Genomic DNA, 16,379 nt, shown 5'->3' with positions numbered 1-16,379 from the left:
CCCGCGCCGGAGTGGGGCGTCAGCGCGTGGGCTTGAACGAGAAGAGTTCGGTCTTGATCGATGCCGGCGCGCCGGGCTTGAACCAGTTGGTGTCCTGGATGTGGCTGGCGGTGACGTAGAGCGTGCCTTCCGGCCCCTCCGACATCGTGTCGGGCCAGCGCAGGCGCTTGTCCTGCACGACGGTTTCGAGCGTGGTGCCGGTCCAGCGCTTGACCGAATTGTCGGTGGGCGAGGTGACGTAGAGCACGCCCGCCTTGCTCATCCAGAGGCCGTCCGCGACCGTGGTGGTGCCGACCTTGCGGAGGGCGGCCTCGGTCTCGGCCTTTGGCGTGTCACGCTTCAGCTTGGCGGTGTCGATGGCGTAGAGCGTGCGGCCGGTGAGTGCCTGGAAATAAAGCGTCCGGCCGTCGTTCGACAGCGCGATGCCGTCCGCCGAGAAGGCGGGCTGGCGGCCGTCGGGGCGGACGAGCGGCCTTCCGTCGACGGTGACGGTGACGTCCTTCTCGACCTGTGTCGCGGGGTGGCCGTCGAGCGCGCGGAACGCGGTGCCCGCATCGAGATCGACGACGATGATTGCGCCGCGCGTGCCCGAATCGGTGATGTAGCCGGTGCGCCCGTCGGGCGAGAAGCGGATGTCGTTGAGGTAGGTGCCCTGCAGCGCGACGTCGCCGGGGAAGCGCACGACCTTTGTCACGCGGTTGGTGGCCAGGTCGATCCGGACGAGCTTCGGCCCGCCTTCGAGGATCTTCTCGTTCCCCGGCGCGGCGGGATCGAGCACCCAGAGGCCGCCGCGACCGTCCGCCACGACCGACTGGACGCAGACGAAATGTTCGCCGACCGGCATGGTCTGCGCCTTGGCATTGCGCCAGGCGTTCCAGGTCGCGTCGGGGTAAGCGGTGATGCGGCCGCCGCGGACCTCGGCCACCGACACGGGCGCGTCGTCGGTCCAGCGCGGGAAGTTGACGAAGATGCGGCCGTCGGGCGCAACGGTGACGCCGGTGACCTGATGGTCGAATGTGGCGACCTGGGTGAGCTTGGGTGCGCCGTCGGCGGCGATGGCGGTGCCGGCGGCGAGCAGGCCCACGGCGGCGGTGCCGATGAGGGCGGCGTGGATCGTCTTCATGGCGCGGGTTCCGATCTTGGGGATATGCGCGGGGTAACCGCCGGTTCGGGGCACGGGTTCCGGTGTGTGGTCTGGACGAGCGGGCCGAGAGCCGGCATCTTGCGGGTTTGGTTAACGAGGATCGACATGCGGACGACGGCGGCGGATATCTCGGTGCGGCTCTATTATCTGGACGATGGAGAGGGCGGGGTGGCGGAGACGCTGATCTATGCGCCGCTGGCCGAGGCGCTGGCGCTGGCGGCGCAGCAGCCGGAGGACGTGCAGGCCGGGTTGTTCATCCAGACGCCGGACGACGTGATCGCGTATCTCGATATCATCGAGGGGTAGCCGGGTCTTCGCGAACGGCCGTGGGGAGCGATCGGGGGCGTGACGGGTTTCGTTGAGTCAGTGGACGGTAAGGACCGACGATATGGACGACATGATGATCGATACGCCCGAGGGGCCGATGCGCTGGGCGGACTGGAAGAAGCAGAACCCGGTGCAACTGCCCTCGCGGCGGACGAAGGGGAAGAAGCTGCCGAATGTGGTGAAGCTGCATACCGAGGTGAAGAAGTAGGGGTTCGCTGGGGGATGTCTTAGTCGCGGCGTTACGCTTGGGGAGCTGTTGCACCCACCCCCAACCCCTCCCTTAAAAGGGAGGGGGCTTGTTGTTAATTCCCGTACTCACCACGCCGTTTGGTTCGAGCCTGTTGAGAACTCTGCGCAGGGTTCTCGACAGGCTCGAACCAAACGGGTTTCGGTGGTGACTGCGGAGAGACTTAGCCGCGCACGCCCACCCAGACGATGTGGCGGGCGCCGCCGCGGAGGCCGTTGGCGCGGACGATGTGTTCGGTGACGGCGAAGCCGGCGGTGGCCATGCGGCGGACGAAGGCGGCGTCGGGGGCGGTGGACCAGACCGCGAGGACGCCGCCGGGGCGGAGCGCGGTGGCCGCGGCGCGCAGGCCGGTGGCGTCGTAGAGCGCGTCGTTACCGGCGCGGGACAGGCCGTCGGGGCCGTTGTCGACATCGAGTAGAATCGCGTCGTAGTTGCCACGGGCGGCGCGGATCGGGACCAGCACGTCGCCTTCGAACAGGCGGGTGCGCGGGTCGGTGAGGCCGTCGCCGTGGAGCGACGCCAGCGGTCCGCGTGCCCAGGCGATGACGGCGGGGACCAGTTCGGCGACCTCCACCACCGCATCCATCGGCAGGACGGCGAGTGCGGCGCGGAGCGTGAAGCCCATGCCGAGGCCGCCGATCAGGACTTTCGGCGCGCGACGCCGAATGACGGGGTCGCAGCCGAGCGTGGCGAGCGCCACTTCCGACCCGCTCGTCCGGCTGTTCATCAATTCGTTGTTGGCGAGCGTGATCGACCATTCGTCGCCGCGCCGGATCAGGTGGAGCGTGCCGCCGCCGGCGATTTCGGTGCTGTCGATCAGGGTGCGCGGGAGCATGGCCCCGCTGTTACCAGAAGCGGCTGCGGGGGATACCCTTGAACGGGCCGGCGACCGCGGAGGTGATCCAGCCGCCGTAGAAGCCGCCGGGTTGCGGCACGACGCGTTCGCCATCGACATAGCAGGCATCGAAGGGTGCGGCATAGAAGGCGACATGATCGCGGAGCAGCGCGAAGGGCGGCGTCGGCGCGGGGTAGGACCAGCCGACGCCGACCAGCCGTTCGTCGCCGACCACGATGTCGTGATAGCGGGCGTGCCCCTTCCATTCGCAGAAGCTGGCGCCGGGCGAGGGGCGGAGCGCATCGGCGGCGATGTCGTCGGGCGGGATGTACCAGCTGGGCGGATGGCTGGTTTCCAGCGTGCGGACCGCGCGGCGCGTGTCGGCGACCACGATGCCGTGGTGGACGATGCGGATATGCGCGGCGCTGCGTTCGGCGATCGCGGGGCGGGGATAGTCCCAGACGCTTTCCTGGTGGGGCAGCGGCTGGTCGGGCACGGGATGCGACATCGATCGGGGTCTCCAGTCCGGAGATCGCGATATGGGGTGGCGGGGTGGGGGGTGCCAGCGGCCGGACATGGCGTTGCGATCCGGCTCGACTCGGGGCCGCGGTCTGGGGCATGTCGCGGTCATGGATATCCCCGCGCTCTATACCAAGATGATCCTGGCGATCGGCGACGGGACGGGCATGGCGGACAGCCTGCTGCACGTCCATGCCGGGATGGCGGTCATGTTCCTGACGCGCGTCGTGACGCGGCGGAGCCTGTCGACGCCGTGGCCGCTACTGGCGGTGCTGATCGCGGAGGTCGGCAACGAGGTGCTCGACCGGCTGCATTACGGATCGTGGCGGTGGGCCGATACGTCGTCCGACTTCGTCAACACGCTGTTCTGGCCGACGATGCTGTATGTCGGGCTGAAGCTGCGGCGCGCGCGGAGCCTGCGGAGCGTGTCGGGCGCGTAATATTCCTTTGGTGATGCAACATCCGTTCATCCACCGACGCTACAGCAGGCCCGAACAGGCGGATGAATTCGATGATGCATGACAAGGTCCCGGGCGTACCGGGCGGGGTATTGGCGTTGCTCCTGCTGGGCGGGGCACAGGGTGCCTATGCGATGCAGGCGGTGAGTGCCGGCGGGCAGGTCGGTGCCGATGCGCCCGTCGCGACCGAGGCCTCGCCGCCGCCGCCGACCGAGACGGCGACCCCTGCGCCCGCGCCGGTCGAGGGCGATGTGGCGGCGGAGGGCGAAGGCGACGAGGAAACGATCACCGTCACCGGGCAGCGCCCGCCGGGCAGCGTCGTCGGCAGCATCCCGCCGGAGGTGACGTTGTCGCCCGCCGACATCCGGTCCTACGGCGTCAGCACGGTGACCGACCTGCTGGCGGAGCTCGCCGCGCAGACCGGCAGCGGGCAGGGGCGCGACGGTGGCCAGCCGGTGACGTTGCTGAACGGCAAGCGGATTTCCGGACCGGGCGAGCTGCGCGATATCCCGACCGAGGCGATCCTGCGCGTCGATATCCTGCCGGAAGAAGTCGCCCTGAAATACGGCTACAATGCGGATCAGAAGGTCGTCAATTTCGTGCTGCGGCCGCGGTTCAACGCGGTGACGGGCGAGCTGAGCGGCGGCACGTCGACGCAGGGTGGCGGGGAAAGCGGGCGGATCCAGAGCAGCCTGCTGAAGATCACCACCGCCGGGCGGCTGAACCTGTCGGTCGACTACAGCAAGCAGGGGTCGCTGCTGGAAAGCGACCGGGACATCGTGCCGGCCGCGTCGGGGCAGCTGTTCGACCGGGTCGGCAATGTCGGGCCGGCGGCGGGGCTGACCGAGATCGATCCGGCGCTGAGTGCGCTGGTGGGCAGTACGGTGACGGTGGCGGGCGTGCCGGCCGGGGTGACCGGGCGGCCGACGCTGGGCCAGTTCGCGGGCACGGCAGGCACCGCGAACGTCACGGATGTGGGCCGGTACCGGACGCTGCGCGCGGCAAGCGACACGCTGGCGCTGAACGCGGTGCTGAACCGCACGATCTTCGGCGATGTGTCGGCGACGATCAACGCCAATTACGGTGCGACCGGCAGCGACGGGTTGCGCGGGCTGGCCGGATCGCGGCTGAACCTGCCGGCGGGGAACCCCTATTCACCGTTCGGGCAGGCGGTTTCGGTCTATCGATACCCCGATGGCGACACGGTGCTGGGCCAGAACAACCGCGGCGAGACGGCGCATGCCGGGTTCACGCTGAACAAGACGATCGACAGCTGGAACCTGACCGCGACGGGCAATTATGACCGCGCGGTATCGCGGACGCGGAGCGACACCGGGCTGGACGGGAGTGCGGCGCAGGCGTTGCTCGACGCCGGCAGCCTGACGCTCAACCCGTTCGGGGCGCTGCCGGGCGATCTCTACACGCTTCGCACCGCGGACCGCGCGCGATCGGTCAGCAACAGCGGCGATGTCGAGCTGGTGGCGAGCGGATCGCCGCTGCGCCTGCCGGCCGGGCCGATCAGCACGACCTTCAAGGTCGGGGGCGAGCTGAACGCGTTCGACACGCGGTCGGTGCGTTCGGGGGTCGTGCAGTCGGCGAATCTCAACCGCAGCAACGCGAACGCGCAGGGCAATATCGACATCCCGCTGACCAGCCGGCGCGCCGATGTGCTGGGCGCGATCGGCGACGTGTCGGCCAATGTGAATGCGTCGGTCGACCGGCTTTCGGATTTCGGGACGCTGACCAAGCTCGGCTACGGGCTGAACTGGCGGCCGACCGGGCGGTTGAGCCTGATCGCGTCTCAAACGCAGGAGGAGGGCGCGCCGACCGTCCAGCAGCTGGGCAATCCGCAGATTTCGACGTTCGACGTGCGGGTGTTCGATTACCGCACCGGGCAGACGGTGGGCGTGACGCAGATCAGCGGCGGCAACCCGGACCTGCTGTCCGACAACCGCCGCGTGCTGAAGCTCGGCGCGAACTGGAAACCGTTCGCCAAGCCCGACCTGTCGCTGGTCGCCAACTATGTCAGCACGCGCATCAAGAATGCGAGTTCGGCATTGCCCGCGCCGACCGCCGCGATCGAGGCGGCGTTCCCCGACCGGTTCATCCGCAATGCGGACGGCGCGCTGCTCAGCATCGACAGCCGGCCGGTCAACTTCCAGCGCCAGAACCGCGAGCAGCTGCGCTGGGGGTTCAACCTGTCGGTACCACTGAAGGCGAACAACCAGGCGTTGTTCGAGGCGTATCGTGCCGATCGTGACGCGCGGATCGCGCGTGGCGAGACGGTGCCGGCGCGTGGACCGGGTGGCCGCCCCGAGGGTGCGGTCGGGACGGCGGCGGACCGGCCGGCGGGCGGCGGGCGGCCGGACGGCGCGCGCGGTGACGGCGGCGGTGGACGCAGGGCTGGCGGTTTCGGCGGCGGTGGCGGACGTGGTGGTGGCGGTGGTCGCGGCGGCGGTGGCGGGCGCGTGCAGTTCGCGGTCTACCACACCTGGCAATTCCGCAACGACGTGGTGATCCGCGACGGCGTGCCGGTGCTCGACCTGCTGGACGGTGCGGCGAGCGGGACCGGCGGCGGCGCACCGCGGCATCAGGTGGAGGTGCAGGCCGGCGTATTCCGCAACGGATATGGCGCGCGTCTGTCGGGCGATTGGCAGAGCAAGACGTTCGTCCGGGCGGGCGGCACCGCGGCCGGAGCGGGCGACGGCGACCTGTTCTTCTCCTCGCTCGCCACGGTCGACCTGCGGCTGTTCGCGGATTTCTCGCAGATCCCGGCGCTGGTGCCGTACCGGTTCGCGCGTGGCATGCGCGTCAGCTTCTCGGTCAACAACCTGTTCAATCAGCGGCAGGGCGTGCGCGACGTGGCCGGCGTAACGCCGCTTGGTTATCAGCCGGGTTATCTCGACCCGATCGGGCGCGAGGTGCGGCTGTCGGTGCGCAAGCTGTTCTTCTGATCGGGCTGGCGTCGGCGGGTGTGGCGTAGGATACAGCCCGCATGACGTTGCATAGCCTTCCGATCCTGCTCCGGCTGTCCGGCCGCCCCGTCATCCTGCTGGGCGAGGGGGGGGCGGCCGATGCCAAGCGGCGCATCCTGACGCGCGCGGGCGCGGTGCCGGTGGGCGAGGATGCGGCCGCGGCGCTGGCGATCGTGGCGATCGAGGATGCGGACGAGGCGACCGCGGCGGTCGCGCGGTTGCGCGCGCGCGGGATCCTGGTGAATGCGGTCGATCGGCCGGCGCTCTGCGATTTCACGCTGCCGGCGATCGTGGAGCGCGGGGCCGTGCTGGTCGCGATCGGGACGGGCGGGGCGTCGGCCGGGCTGGCCAAGGCGTTGCGGCAACGGCTGGAGATGCTGTTGCCCGCCGACCTCGGAACGCTGGCCGATGGGTTGTTCGCGGCGCGCGCGGCGGTGAAGGCACGCTGGCCGGAGAATGACGTGCGGCGGCGGGCGATCGATGCGGCGCTGGCGCCGGGCGGGCTGCTCGATCCGCTGACGGCGGGTGGTGCCGAGCGGATCGCGGGCTGGGTCGCGGCGGGGGATGCGGGGGCGGAGTTAGGCAATGTCGCGATCCGGTTGCGGTCGGGCGATCCGGACGACCTGACGCTGCGTGAGGCGCGTTGGCTGGGCGGGGCGGACGTGGTGCGCCATGCGGCGGATGTGCCGGCGGCGATCCTGGCGCGGATCCGGGCGGATGCGGATGTGGCGGTCGGTGCGGGGGACGATGTCGCGGCGGAAGGGCTGATCGTCGACCTGCGGTTCGCGGAGGCGGCACCGGCGCAGGCGTGCTTCGGGCGGGCGTGCCGGGTTGCGGATCGGTTTGCTGCCCTCAGTGTTGGAGGCGACGAACAGGAGGTAGCTTGATGACCGACACGACAACGACGGCCGGCGACGGCGCGTTCGACGCGACGATGTTCCGGATGCCGGCGATCCGGCTGTCCGGGACGGTGGACTATGCGATGTACGAGCGGTTCCGATCCGCGCTCGATACCGCGCCGGAAAGCGGGCCGGTGGTGATCGAACTGTCGACGCTGGGCGGCGATCCGGAGGTCGCGCGGATGATGGGCGAGGATGTGCGCTATCACAGCGACATCGCGCCGGATCAGCGCTTCGTGTTCCTGGGCAAGGCCGCGATCTATTCCGCGGGGACGACGTTCATGAGCTTCTTCCTGCCGGAGAACCGCTATCTGACGCGCGGCACGCGGTTGATGATCCACGAACGCAAGCTGAAGAAACAGCTGAACGTCGAGGGGCCGCTGACGACCTGCGTCGCGGCGGTGAAGGCGTTGCTGCACGAGATCGAATGTTCGATCGAGATCCAGAACGAGGGGTTCGAGAACCTCGTGCGGGGCACGAAGGTGACGATGGAAGACGTGCTCGAGCGGGCTTCGGCGAACTGGTATATCGAGGCGAACACCGCGCGGGATCTGGGGTTGATCGCTGCTGTGGTGTGACGTGCCGCTGTCGTTCCCCGGCGTAGGCCGGGGCCTGGGTGAAGCGGTGGCGTCTAGGCCCCGGCCTGCGCCGGGGAACGTTCGGGGTCAGGGAGCGAGTTTCTCTTGGTCCAGCCCCGCGAACCAGTCCGCATAGGGGCCGGTGCGGGCCATGTGGCGGTTGAGGTCGGGGGCGCCGTCGTCCCACCAGACCGGGCCGCGTTCGCCGAGCGCGCGTTTGGCGATGTCGACGGCGGCGTGGGCGGCGGCCTCCGCGTCCGGGTCCTGCGCGCGGCGGGCGCGGGCGACGGCGCCGCGGGCGGTCATGAGGTCGGAGACGAGGCGGGCGCGGTCCGCCTCCTTGAGCGCGGGGTTGGCGCAGCGCCAGAGCCGGCCGCGCACGACGAAGTAGCGGCCGTCGGGCGTCGTGGGGTAGCGCGGTGCGTTGGTCATGCGGAACGGACGCGAGGGAGTGGATGATGCGGCAGGCGACGGACAGGCTGGAGGTGCGGACGCAGCGCCAGGGGCTGGTCGAGATCAGCGACGCGGTGGCGGACTGGGTGGCGCGGCAGGGGACGACGGAGGGGCTGCTGACGCTGTTCTGCCGCCATACGTCGGCGTCGCTGCTGATCCAGGAGAATGCGGCACCCGCGGTGCGCGGCGATATCGAGCGGTACTTCGCGCGGATCGCGCCGGAGAGCCGCGAGTATGTGCATGACGACGAGGGGCCGGACGACATGCCGGCGCATCTGCGCACCGCGCTGACCGCGGTCAGCCTGTCGATCCCGGTGCTGGACGGTCGGATGGCGCTGGGGACGTGGCAGGGGATCTACCTGTTCGAACATCGGGTGCGGCCGCACCGGCGGGAGATCGTGCTGCACCTGCTCGGCGAGTGAGCCCCGATCGATCGGGGCCGGACGTGAAGAAGGCCGCCGCCGCATGATGATGCGACGGCGGCCTCCTTACATGGTCAGCGGCCGGAGTTCGGCCCGGGAGACCTGGGCGCAGGCCTTTTCAGGCGCGCGTCCCCCGAACGGACTGAACCGACCTCAATTCTGAACCATGAGACATCGGATCACCTCCTTTCGCTACGTTGATGGGCAGAACGGAACATGATTCATCGCGTGGCATTCGGCAACCCCACTCGACCGAATTATCTCACTTCCTGCCGAATGCCCGGCGCAATTCGTCCTTGGCAGCTTCCAAGATGCGACGGCGTTCGGGGGACAGCGCGTCGCCGGCGCGGTTGATGTGGAAGGTGAGCATCGACATGGCCGAACGGAACGGAGAGGTGCGTAGGCCTACGCGGGCTTCGGCGAACGCCTTGATCGCGGATGCGATGCGTTTCGGGTCGGGACCGAGGAACAGGTCCTCGCTCGGCGCGGGACCGGGCAGCGCGGCGGAACGCGACCAGTGACGCAGCACCATGTCAGGCCGCCCGTGCCGGTGATGCCGCGATGATGCGCAACGATCGTCTCCCAACCTGTCCGTCGAAATCGAACGCGTCGTTCCTGTGACCGTTCCGTGACAGGGTGGACGGGTGGCGCAATGCGGGAGTTGTTCCCCCCCCCCTGCCACGGTCGTCATTCCGGCGGAGGCCGGGATCTCCCTTGGGCTGGGGGTGGGCGCTTTACCGAAGGGAGATCCCGGCTTTCGCCGGGATGACGGTTTTGGGGTTTGGGTTTGGGTCTGCGGCGTCGGACAGCGGTACTTCTACCGATCAGCCGCGGCAGTCCTCCACGGTGCGGGCGAACTCCGCCCAGGCGGGGATGATCAGCGGGGCGGCGCCAGCGAACTGGACGCGGAAGCGGCCGCGGCTGAACGCGATGCGGTCGAGGAAACCGTCGCTGGCCGAGAGCGCGACGCCGGCGCGGGGTGGCGTGCCGATCGCGGTCGTCGGGAAGCTGCGCGCGCCCTCCGAAGTCTGGATAGTGAGTGCGGTGCCCGGCGTGGCGGCGGCGTTGAGCGTGATGGTGCGGCGGTCGGCGTCGCAGCGGGCGGTGAAGCTGGGGTCCTGGCCCGCGATGCCGAAGGTCGCGACCGAGCCGCGCGCTTCGCGGGTCCAGCGCCAGGTGCCGGGGGTGGCGGGGCCGTCCTGCCATGCGACGGCGGGTGGCGGGGGTGGTGTGGGGGTTGGCCGTGGTGCGGGGGGCGGTGGGGGTGGTGGGGCCGGTGGTGGCGGCGCGACGCATGCGGCGAGCGAGAGGATGAGTGGGGTGAGGATGAGGATGCGGCGCATGCGTCGTGTTGTGGCGGAGTGGGGGAGGGTTGGGAAGGGTGTGTGGGGTGGGGTGAGGGGGTTTGGTGGTGGTCGGGGTTTGGGGTGGCGTTCGGGGTGTCTTTGGCGTTGTTCCCCTCTCCCAACCCTCTCCCCGGAGGGAGAGGGCTTTTCTGTCTCGTTTGGGACTTGGGGGCGTCAGGCCTAAGCCCCCCCACCCTACCCTCCAACCAGCGGGGGGAGGGCTTTTCCCGTTCGTCAGGCGGCGCCGCGGGTGCGTTTTTGGGCTCGGGCTTCTTTGGCTTTGGCGTAGCGGGTGGTGCGGGTGCCGGGTTTGCCGGCCATGGCGTTGCCGCGGACGGGGGCCTTGTGTTCGGAGGGCGGCAAGCCGAGTTCCTCCTGTTCCAGCGCGCGGATCTCGTCGCGCAGGCGGCCGGCGGTTTCGAATTCCAGGTCGGCGGCGGCGCGGCGCATCTTGCCTTCGAGTTCCTCGATATAGCCGCGCAGATTGTGGCCCACCATGTGCGGGCGGTCCTCGATCCCGGTCTCGACCGTCACCTGGTCCTTCGACGACAGGTGGCCGACGATGTCGGTGATGTTGCGCTTGATCGTGGCCGGCGTGATGCCGTGTTCGGTGTTGTACGCCTCCTGCTTCTCGCGCCGGCGCGCAGTCTCCGCCATGGCACGTTCCATCGATCCGGTGATGGTGTCGGCATAGAGGATCACGCGCCCTTCGACGTTGCGGGCGGCGCGGCCGATCGTCTGGATCAGCGAGGTTTCGGAGCGCAGGAAGCCCTCCTTGTCCGCGTCCAGGATCGCGACCAGGCCGCATTCGGGGATGTCGAGCCCCTCGCGCAGCAGGTTGATGCCGACCAGCACGTCGTACACGCCCAGCCGCAGGTCGCGGATCAGTTCGATGCGCTCCAACGTCTCGACGTCGCTGTGCATGTAGCGGACCTTCATCCCCGCCTCGTGGAGATATTCGGTCAGATCCTCCGCCATCCGCTTCGTCAGCGTGGTGACGAGCGAGCGGTAGCCGAGTTTGGCGGTCGCCTGGCATTCATGGACGAGATCGTCGACCTGGCTCTCGATCGGGCGGACCTCGATCGGCGGATCGATCAGCCCGGTCGGGCGGATGACCTGTTCGGCGAACACGCCGCCGGTCTGTTCCAGCTCCCACGGGCCGGGCGTGGCCGAGACATAGACCGTCTGCGGGCGCATCGCGTCCCATTCGTTGAAACGCAGCGGGCGGTTATCGATGCAGGACGGCAGGCGGAAACCATATTCGGCCAGCGTGATCTTGCGGCGGTGATCGCCGCGCGACATGCCGTTGATCTGGCCGATCGTCTGGTGGCTCTCGTCGACGAACAGCAGCGCGTTTTCGGGGAGATATTCGAACAGCGAGGGCGGCGGTTCGCCGGGCAGGCGGCCGGTGAGGAAGCGGCTGTAATTCTCGATCCCGGCGCAGCTGCCGGTGGCTGCGATCATCTCGAGATCGAAATTGGTACGCTGTTCCAGCCGCTGCGCCTCGAGCAGCTTGCCCTCGATCACCAGCTCCTTCAGCCGCTCGGTCAGTTCGTGGCGGATCGCGGCGGCGGCCTGCTGCATCGTGGGACCAGGGGTGACGTAGTGCGAGTTGGCATAGACCCGGATCGAGGGCAGCTTGGCCGCGGTCTTGCCGGTCAGCGGGTCGAATTCGGCAATGTCCTCGATCTCGTCGCCGAAGAAGGAGATGCGCCAGGCGCTGTCGTCATAATGCGACGGGAACAGTTCGAGCGTGTCGCCGCGGACCCGGAACGTGCCGCGCGTGAAGCTCTGTTCGTTGCGCTTGTACTGGAGCGCGACGAGCTTGCGGATGATCTCGCGCTGGTCGACGGTCTGGCCCTTCTTCAGGTCGAAGATCATCGCGGAGTAGGTTTCGACCGAACCGATGCCGTAGAGGCAGGACACCGAGGCGACGATCAGCACGTCGTCGCGTTCGAGCAGCGAGCGGGTGGCGGAATGGCGCATCCGGTCGATCGTCTCGTTGATCGACGATTCCTTCTCGATATAGGTATCGGACCGCGCGACATAGGCTTCGGGCTGGTAATAGTCGTAGTAGCTGACGAAGAATTCGACCGCGTTGTCAGGGAAGAACTGCTTGAATTCGCCGTAGAGTTGGGCGGCGAGGATCTTGTTGGGGGCGAGGATGAGCGCGGGCCGCTGCAGCTCCTCGACGACCTTGGCCATGGTGAAGGTCTTGCCGGAACCGGTGACGCCGAGCAGGACCTGGTCGCGCTCGCCCTGGCGCGCCTGCGCCGACAGCTCTGCGATCGCGGTCGGCTGGTCGCCCGAGGGTTGATATTCCGATTCGAGCCGGAAGGCGCGGCCGCCGTCATGCTTGGGCGGGCGGGCGGGCCGGTGGGGGACGAACGTGCCGTCGGTTTCGGGTTCCGCGAGGGAGGTTCGGATCTGGATCGGCATGACGGGAATATGGGCGGCGGTGCGGGTTTGTTCCAGTCTGGTTGTGTTTCTCGCTACCCTCTTTCGTCATCCCGGCGGAGGCCGGGATCTCGTTTGGGCTTGGGGTGGGTTCTTCACCGGAGGGAGATCCCGGCTTTCGCCGGGATGACGGTTTGGGGGGCGGGTTCTCTCCAGATCGGATGAAAAACTTGAGTCTAAGTTAGTCCGTTATGGCTGCACCTGCTTGGGACTCCGCATTCCCCGGACGTGACGCTCGCCCCGATGAGCGACTCCGCAAGCATCGACGCCTTAATCACCCGCTGGGCCAGCAACGAGGGGGGTGCCGAGCGTGCCAACTTCCCGCCGTTCCTGATCGAATTGTGCGCGCTGCTCGATCTGCCGCGGCCGGACCCGGCGGGGGCGACGCACGACCATAACGACTATGTGTTCGAACGCGCGGTGCGGTTTCATGACGAGGCGGGGCGCACCGGGCATGGCCGGATCGACCTGTATCGCCGCGGCTGTTTCGTGCTGGAGGCCAAGCAGAGCCGCGAGCCGGGCGGGGCGAAGGCCGTGGCGCTGCCCGAACAGACGGACCTGCCGGGGTTCGAGGCGGGGCGGGTGCGTGGGCGGCGGAGCGCGCATCGCGGGTGGGACGTGCTGATGCGCAACGCGCGCGAACAGGCGGAGCAATATGCCCGCGCGCTGCCGACCACGCATGGCTGGCCGCCGTTCATCCTGGTGTGCGACGTGGGGCACGCGTTCGAGGTGTTCGCCGACTTTTCGGGGCAGGGGAAGAATTACCGGCAGTTCCCGGACCGTGGGGGATACCGGATTTACCTGGACGATCTGCATAAACCGGCCATCCGCGATCGGTTGCGCGCGATCTGGCGCGATCCGCACAGCCTGGACCCGGCACGGCATGCGGCGCGGGTGACGCGCGATATCGCGCAGCGGCTGGCGTCGGTGAGCAAGCATCTGGAGGACCGCGGGCATGCCGCCGAGCCGGTCGCGCATTTCCTGATGCGGTGCCTGTTCACAATGTTCGCGGAGGATACCGGCCTGCTCGAACCGGGGTGTTTCACGCAGTTGCTGAACGAGACGCGCGCCGACCCGCGGACGTTCGCACCGTTGCTGGAGGATTTGTGGCGGACGATGGATGTCGGCGGCCTGTCGCCCGTGCTGCGCCGGACGGTCCGGCGGTTCAATGGCGGGCTGTTCGCCGACAGTCGGGCGATTCCGCTCGACCGCGAGGAGATCGGTGAACTGTACCAGGCGTCGCTGCATGTCTGGACCGAGGTGGAGCCGGCGATCTTCGGCACGCTGCTGGAACAGGCGCTGGACCCGGCGGAGCGGCGGCGGCTGGGCGCGCATTACACGCCGCGCGCCTATGTCGAGCGGCTGGTGATCGCGACGGTCATAGAGCCGTTGCAGCGCGAGTGGGAGACCGTCGTGCTGGGGACCGTGGAGCGCGAGCGCGGCGCGGACCGCAAGGCGGCGATCGCGGCGGTGCACGACTTTCACGTCCGGCTGGCGCGGACCCGCGTGCTGGATCCGGCGTGCGGGACGGGCAATTTCCTGTACGTGGCGCTGGAGCTGATGAAGCGGCTGGAAGGCGACGTGCTGGAGGTGCTGGCCGACCTCGGCGGGCAGGAGGTGCTGGCGCTGGAGACCGAGACCGTCCACCCGCGCAACTTCCTGGGGATGGAACTCAATCCGCGCGCGGCGGCGATTGCCGAGCTGGTGCTGTGGCTGGGCTATCTGCAATGGCAGATCCGGAACGGCGGCGTGGTGTCCGATCCGGTGCTGGAGACGCTGCGCAATATCGAGGCGCGCGATGCGGTGCTGGCGCATGATGCGCCGCCGCAGGGCGATACGGGCGTCGCGCTGTACAATCCGCGGCGGCCGGTGTGGCCGGAGGCGGACTATATCGTCGGGAACCCGCCGTTCATCGGCGGCAAGGACGTGCGCGGGCGGCTGGGCGAGGGCTATGCGACCGCGCTGTGGAAGGCGCATCCCAAGATGCCGAAGTCCGCGGATTTCGTGATGTACTGGTGGGACCGTGCGGCGGAGCGGCTGACCGAGCGCGGCACGCGGCTGAAGCGGTTCGGGTTCGTCACGACCAATTCGATCACGCAGGAATTCAGCCGCCGTGTGATCGCCGCCCGGCTGGATGCGCGCGCGCCGGTCCGGCTGGTGATGGCGGTGCCGGACCACCCCTGGACCAAGGCAACGCGCGATGCCGCCGCGGTGCGCATCGCGATGACGGTGGTGGAGGCCGGGAGCGGGGAGGGGGTGCTGTTGGACGTCGAGCGGGAGGCCGGGCTCGATACGGATGCGCCGGTGATCGTGTTGCGGGAGACTGGCGGTCGTATCCATGCAAACCTGACGGCCGGCGCGGACGTGACCCAGGTGAAGGCGTTGCGGGCGAACGCCTGGATCGCTTCGCCGGGAGTGAAGCTGCATGGGGCGGGGTTCATCGTTTCACCACGTGAGGCAGCTATGCTCGGGCTCGGCACTCGCCCAGGGTTAGAGGAGCACATACGTCCCTATCGGCATGGCCGTGACGTCACGGCGCGATCGCGCGACGTCATGGTCATCGATCTCTTGGGGCTCAGTGAGGCCGGGGTCCGGAAGCGCTTTCCTGAAGTCTATCAGCATTTGTTGGTGACGGTGAAGGTCGCGCGCTCCGAGCAGGTGGCCAAGTCCGGTACGGCGGATGCGGTCGCGTATCTTCGGGAATGGTGGGTCTTAGGAAAGGCCCGGTCTGACTTGCGGTCGGCGATTGCGGGAACCGATCGCTACGTCGTGACGGTGGAGACTGCGAAGCACCGAACCTTCCAGTTTCTCGATGCCGCGATACTCCCGGATAACATGCTGGTGTGCGCTGCTCTACCTAACGCGCACGATCTGGGTGTCCTGTCGTCTCGTTTACATGGGGCGTGGGTTAGCGCGCAGGGTGGTACACTCGAGGATCGGCCGCGATATACGAAGGGCAATTGTTTCGACCCGTTTCCCTTTCCTGACGCCAGTGTCGAGCAATGCGTAGTCATCGGCGATCTGGCGGAGGAACTCGATGCGATGCGCAAGGAGGTCCTCACTGCCGAGGGCGATCTGACACTGACGGGGCTTTATAACCTGCGCGACAAGGTGCGCGGCGGTGCATCCCTCGACCTCGTCGAGGAGGATCAGCGGCGGCGGGGGCGGGTGGATATCCTGATCGAGCTGCATGACCGAATCGATCTGGCGGTGGCGGAGGCTTATGGGTGGGGGGCGGACGCGCGGGCGGGAGTGCTGGACGATGCGACGATCGTGGCGCGGCTGGTGGCGCTGAATGCGGAGCGGCATGCGGAGGAGCGGCGCGGGGTCGTGCGGTGGTTGCGGCCGGACTATCAGCTGGCGCGGGCCGGGGTGACGCAGCTGCCGACGGCGGTGGCGGATGTGCAGATCGAGGCGGCGCTGGACACCGGCCGAGTGCGCAAGCCGGCGTTCCCGCGCGATGCGATCGGCCAGACGGCGGCCGTGCTGGTCGCGCTGCGCGGTGGGACGGCGCTGGCCGGGGCGGACATCGCGCGGCTGTACAGCCAGGGGCAACGCGTCGAGCGGCGGATCGTGGCGACCTTGTCGGCGCTGGAGCGCCTGGGCCATGTTGCGGCGGAGGGCGATCGTTACCATCTGAGGCGGGTCGCGTGACGTGGTCCGCCGACGTCGCACGGCCTGTTCGCGCGAATGCGTCGGGCGGTCGGGTCGCGCTGCGC

The 16,379-nt window shown here is 68.7% G+C and carries 15 protein-coding genes; 8 read left to right on the top strand and 7 right to left on the bottom strand.

The features are described from left to right. Window positions 1–19 precede the first annotated feature (19 nt). A complete protein-coding gene (locus ACFSGX_RS13350; protein ID WP_380930610.1) occupies window positions 20–1,123 on the bottom strand; it encodes an L-dopachrome tautomerase-related protein in 1,104 nt (367 codons plus the stop codon). Between the two features lie 126 nt (window positions 1,124–1,249). Here ACFSGX_RS13350 and ACFSGX_RS13345 point away from each other — a divergent pair, with 126 nt between their 5' ends. Further along, window positions 1,250–1,450 (top strand): hypothetical protein, encoded by a 201-nt coding sequence (locus ACFSGX_RS13345; RefSeq protein ID WP_380930608.1) that lies wholly within the window; start codon window positions 1,250–1,252, stop codon window positions 1,448–1,450. An 82-nt stretch (window positions 1,451–1,532) separates the two neighbouring features. Further along, the gene (locus ACFSGX_RS13340; protein WP_184075271.1) at window positions 1,533–1,679 is read left to right on the top strand and encodes a hypothetical protein; all 147 of its coding nucleotides are present in this window, start codon (window positions 1,533–1,535) and stop codon (window positions 1,677–1,679) included. Between the two features lie 202 nt (window positions 1,680–1,881). Here the strand turns inward: ACFSGX_RS13340 and ACFSGX_RS13335 are convergent, their stop codons facing one another. After that, window positions 1,882–2,553, bottom strand: a complete 672-nt coding sequence (locus ACFSGX_RS13335; protein ID WP_380930606.1) for a spermidine synthase — start codon at window positions 2,551–2,553, stop codon at window positions 1,882–1,884. 10 nt (window positions 2,554–2,563) lie between these two features. After that, window positions 2,564–3,061: a DUF427 domain-containing protein gene (locus ACFSGX_RS13330; protein ID WP_380930605.1), complete on the bottom strand. Its 498-nt coding sequence runs from the start codon at window positions 3,059–3,061 to the stop codon at window positions 2,564–2,566. A gap of 121 nt (window positions 3,062–3,182) precedes the next feature. Between ACFSGX_RS13330 and ACFSGX_RS13325 the strand changes: the two genes are divergently transcribed. The 4 genes from ACFSGX_RS13325 to ACFSGX_RS13310 all read left to right on the top strand — a co-directional run bounded on the left by ACFSGX_RS13325 (window position 3,183) and on the right by ACFSGX_RS13310 (window position 7,982). Further along, window positions 3,183–3,512 carry a hypothetical protein gene (locus tag ACFSGX_RS13325; RefSeq protein ID WP_157176302.1) on the top strand — a complete coding sequence of 110 codons (330 nt, stop codon included), beginning with the start codon at window positions 3,183–3,185 and terminating at the stop codon, window positions 3,510–3,512. A 71-nt stretch (window positions 3,513–3,583) separates the two neighbouring features. Beyond that, a complete protein-coding gene (locus tag ACFSGX_RS13320; RefSeq protein ID WP_380930603.1) occupies window positions 3,584–6,484 on the top strand; it encodes a TonB-dependent receptor in 2,901 nt (966 codons plus the stop codon). A gap of 47 nt (window positions 6,485–6,531) precedes the next feature. Continuing rightward, window positions 6,532–7,392: a precorrin-2 dehydrogenase/sirohydrochlorin ferrochelatase family protein gene (locus ACFSGX_RS13315; protein WP_380930790.1), complete on the top strand. Its 861-nt coding sequence runs from the start codon at window positions 6,532–6,534 to the stop codon at window positions 7,390–7,392. After that, window positions 7,392–7,982 carry a Clp protease/crotonase-like domain-containing protein gene (locus tag ACFSGX_RS13310; protein WP_229674002.1) on the top strand — a complete coding sequence of 197 codons (591 nt, stop codon included), beginning with the start codon at window positions 7,392–7,394 and terminating at the stop codon, window positions 7,980–7,982. Before ACFSGX_RS13315 ends, ACFSGX_RS13310 begins: the two co-directional genes overlap by 1 nt. 87 nt (window positions 7,983–8,069) lie before the next feature. Here the strand turns inward: ACFSGX_RS13310 and ACFSGX_RS13305 are convergent, their stop codons facing one another. Further along, window positions 8,070–8,414 carry a hypothetical protein gene (locus ACFSGX_RS13305; RefSeq protein ID WP_380930601.1) on the bottom strand — a complete coding sequence of 115 codons (345 nt, stop codon included), beginning with the start codon at window positions 8,412–8,414 and terminating at the stop codon, window positions 8,070–8,072. Window positions 8,415–8,440: 26 nt separating this feature from the next. Between ACFSGX_RS13305 and ACFSGX_RS13300 the strand changes: the two genes are divergently transcribed. After that, a complete protein-coding gene (locus ACFSGX_RS13300) occupies window positions 8,441–8,857 on the top strand; it encodes a secondary thiamine-phosphate synthase enzyme YjbQ (RefSeq protein WP_380930599.1) in 417 nt (138 codons plus the stop codon). A 262-nt stretch (window positions 8,858–9,119) separates the two neighbouring features. On the opposite strand, the gene ACFSGX_RS13295 is transcribed toward ACFSGX_RS13300, so the two are convergent. The 3 genes from ACFSGX_RS13295 to uvrB form a co-directional block, all read right to left on the bottom strand. Continuing rightward, complete coding sequence (locus ACFSGX_RS13295; RefSeq protein WP_380930597.1) at window positions 9,120–9,389, bottom strand: DUF3175 domain-containing protein; 270 nt, start codon at window positions 9,387–9,389, stop codon at window positions 9,120–9,122. Between the two features lie 292 nt (window positions 9,390–9,681). Continuing rightward, window positions 9,682–10,200 carry a hypothetical protein gene (locus tag ACFSGX_RS13290; RefSeq protein ID WP_380930595.1) on the bottom strand — a complete coding sequence of 173 codons (519 nt, stop codon included), beginning with the start codon at window positions 10,198–10,200 and terminating at the stop codon, window positions 9,682–9,684. A 237-nt stretch (window positions 10,201–10,437) separates the two neighbouring features. Further along, window positions 10,438–12,642 carry an excinuclease ABC subunit UvrB gene (gene uvrB, locus ACFSGX_RS13285; protein WP_380930594.1) on the bottom strand — a complete coding sequence of 735 codons (2,205 nt, stop codon included), beginning with the start codon at window positions 12,640–12,642 and terminating at the stop codon, window positions 10,438–10,440. A gap of 261 nt (window positions 12,643–12,903) precedes the next feature. Between uvrB and ACFSGX_RS13280 the strand changes: the two genes are divergently transcribed. Beyond that, entirely contained in the window at window positions 12,904–16,314 is a 3,411-nt protein-coding gene (locus ACFSGX_RS13280; protein ID WP_380930592.1) for a class I SAM-dependent DNA methyltransferase, read from the top strand. The last annotated feature ends 65 nt before the right edge of the window (window positions 16,315–16,379 follow it).

This window comes from Sphingomonas arantia (assembly GCF_042682045.1).
Lineage (GTDB): Bacteria > Pseudomonadota > Alphaproteobacteria > Sphingomonadales > Sphingomonadaceae > Sphingomonas_R > Sphingomonas_R arantia.
The sequence above is the reverse complement of the archived record's forward strand: the minus strand, read 5'-3'. Positions and strand labels throughout refer to the sequence as shown.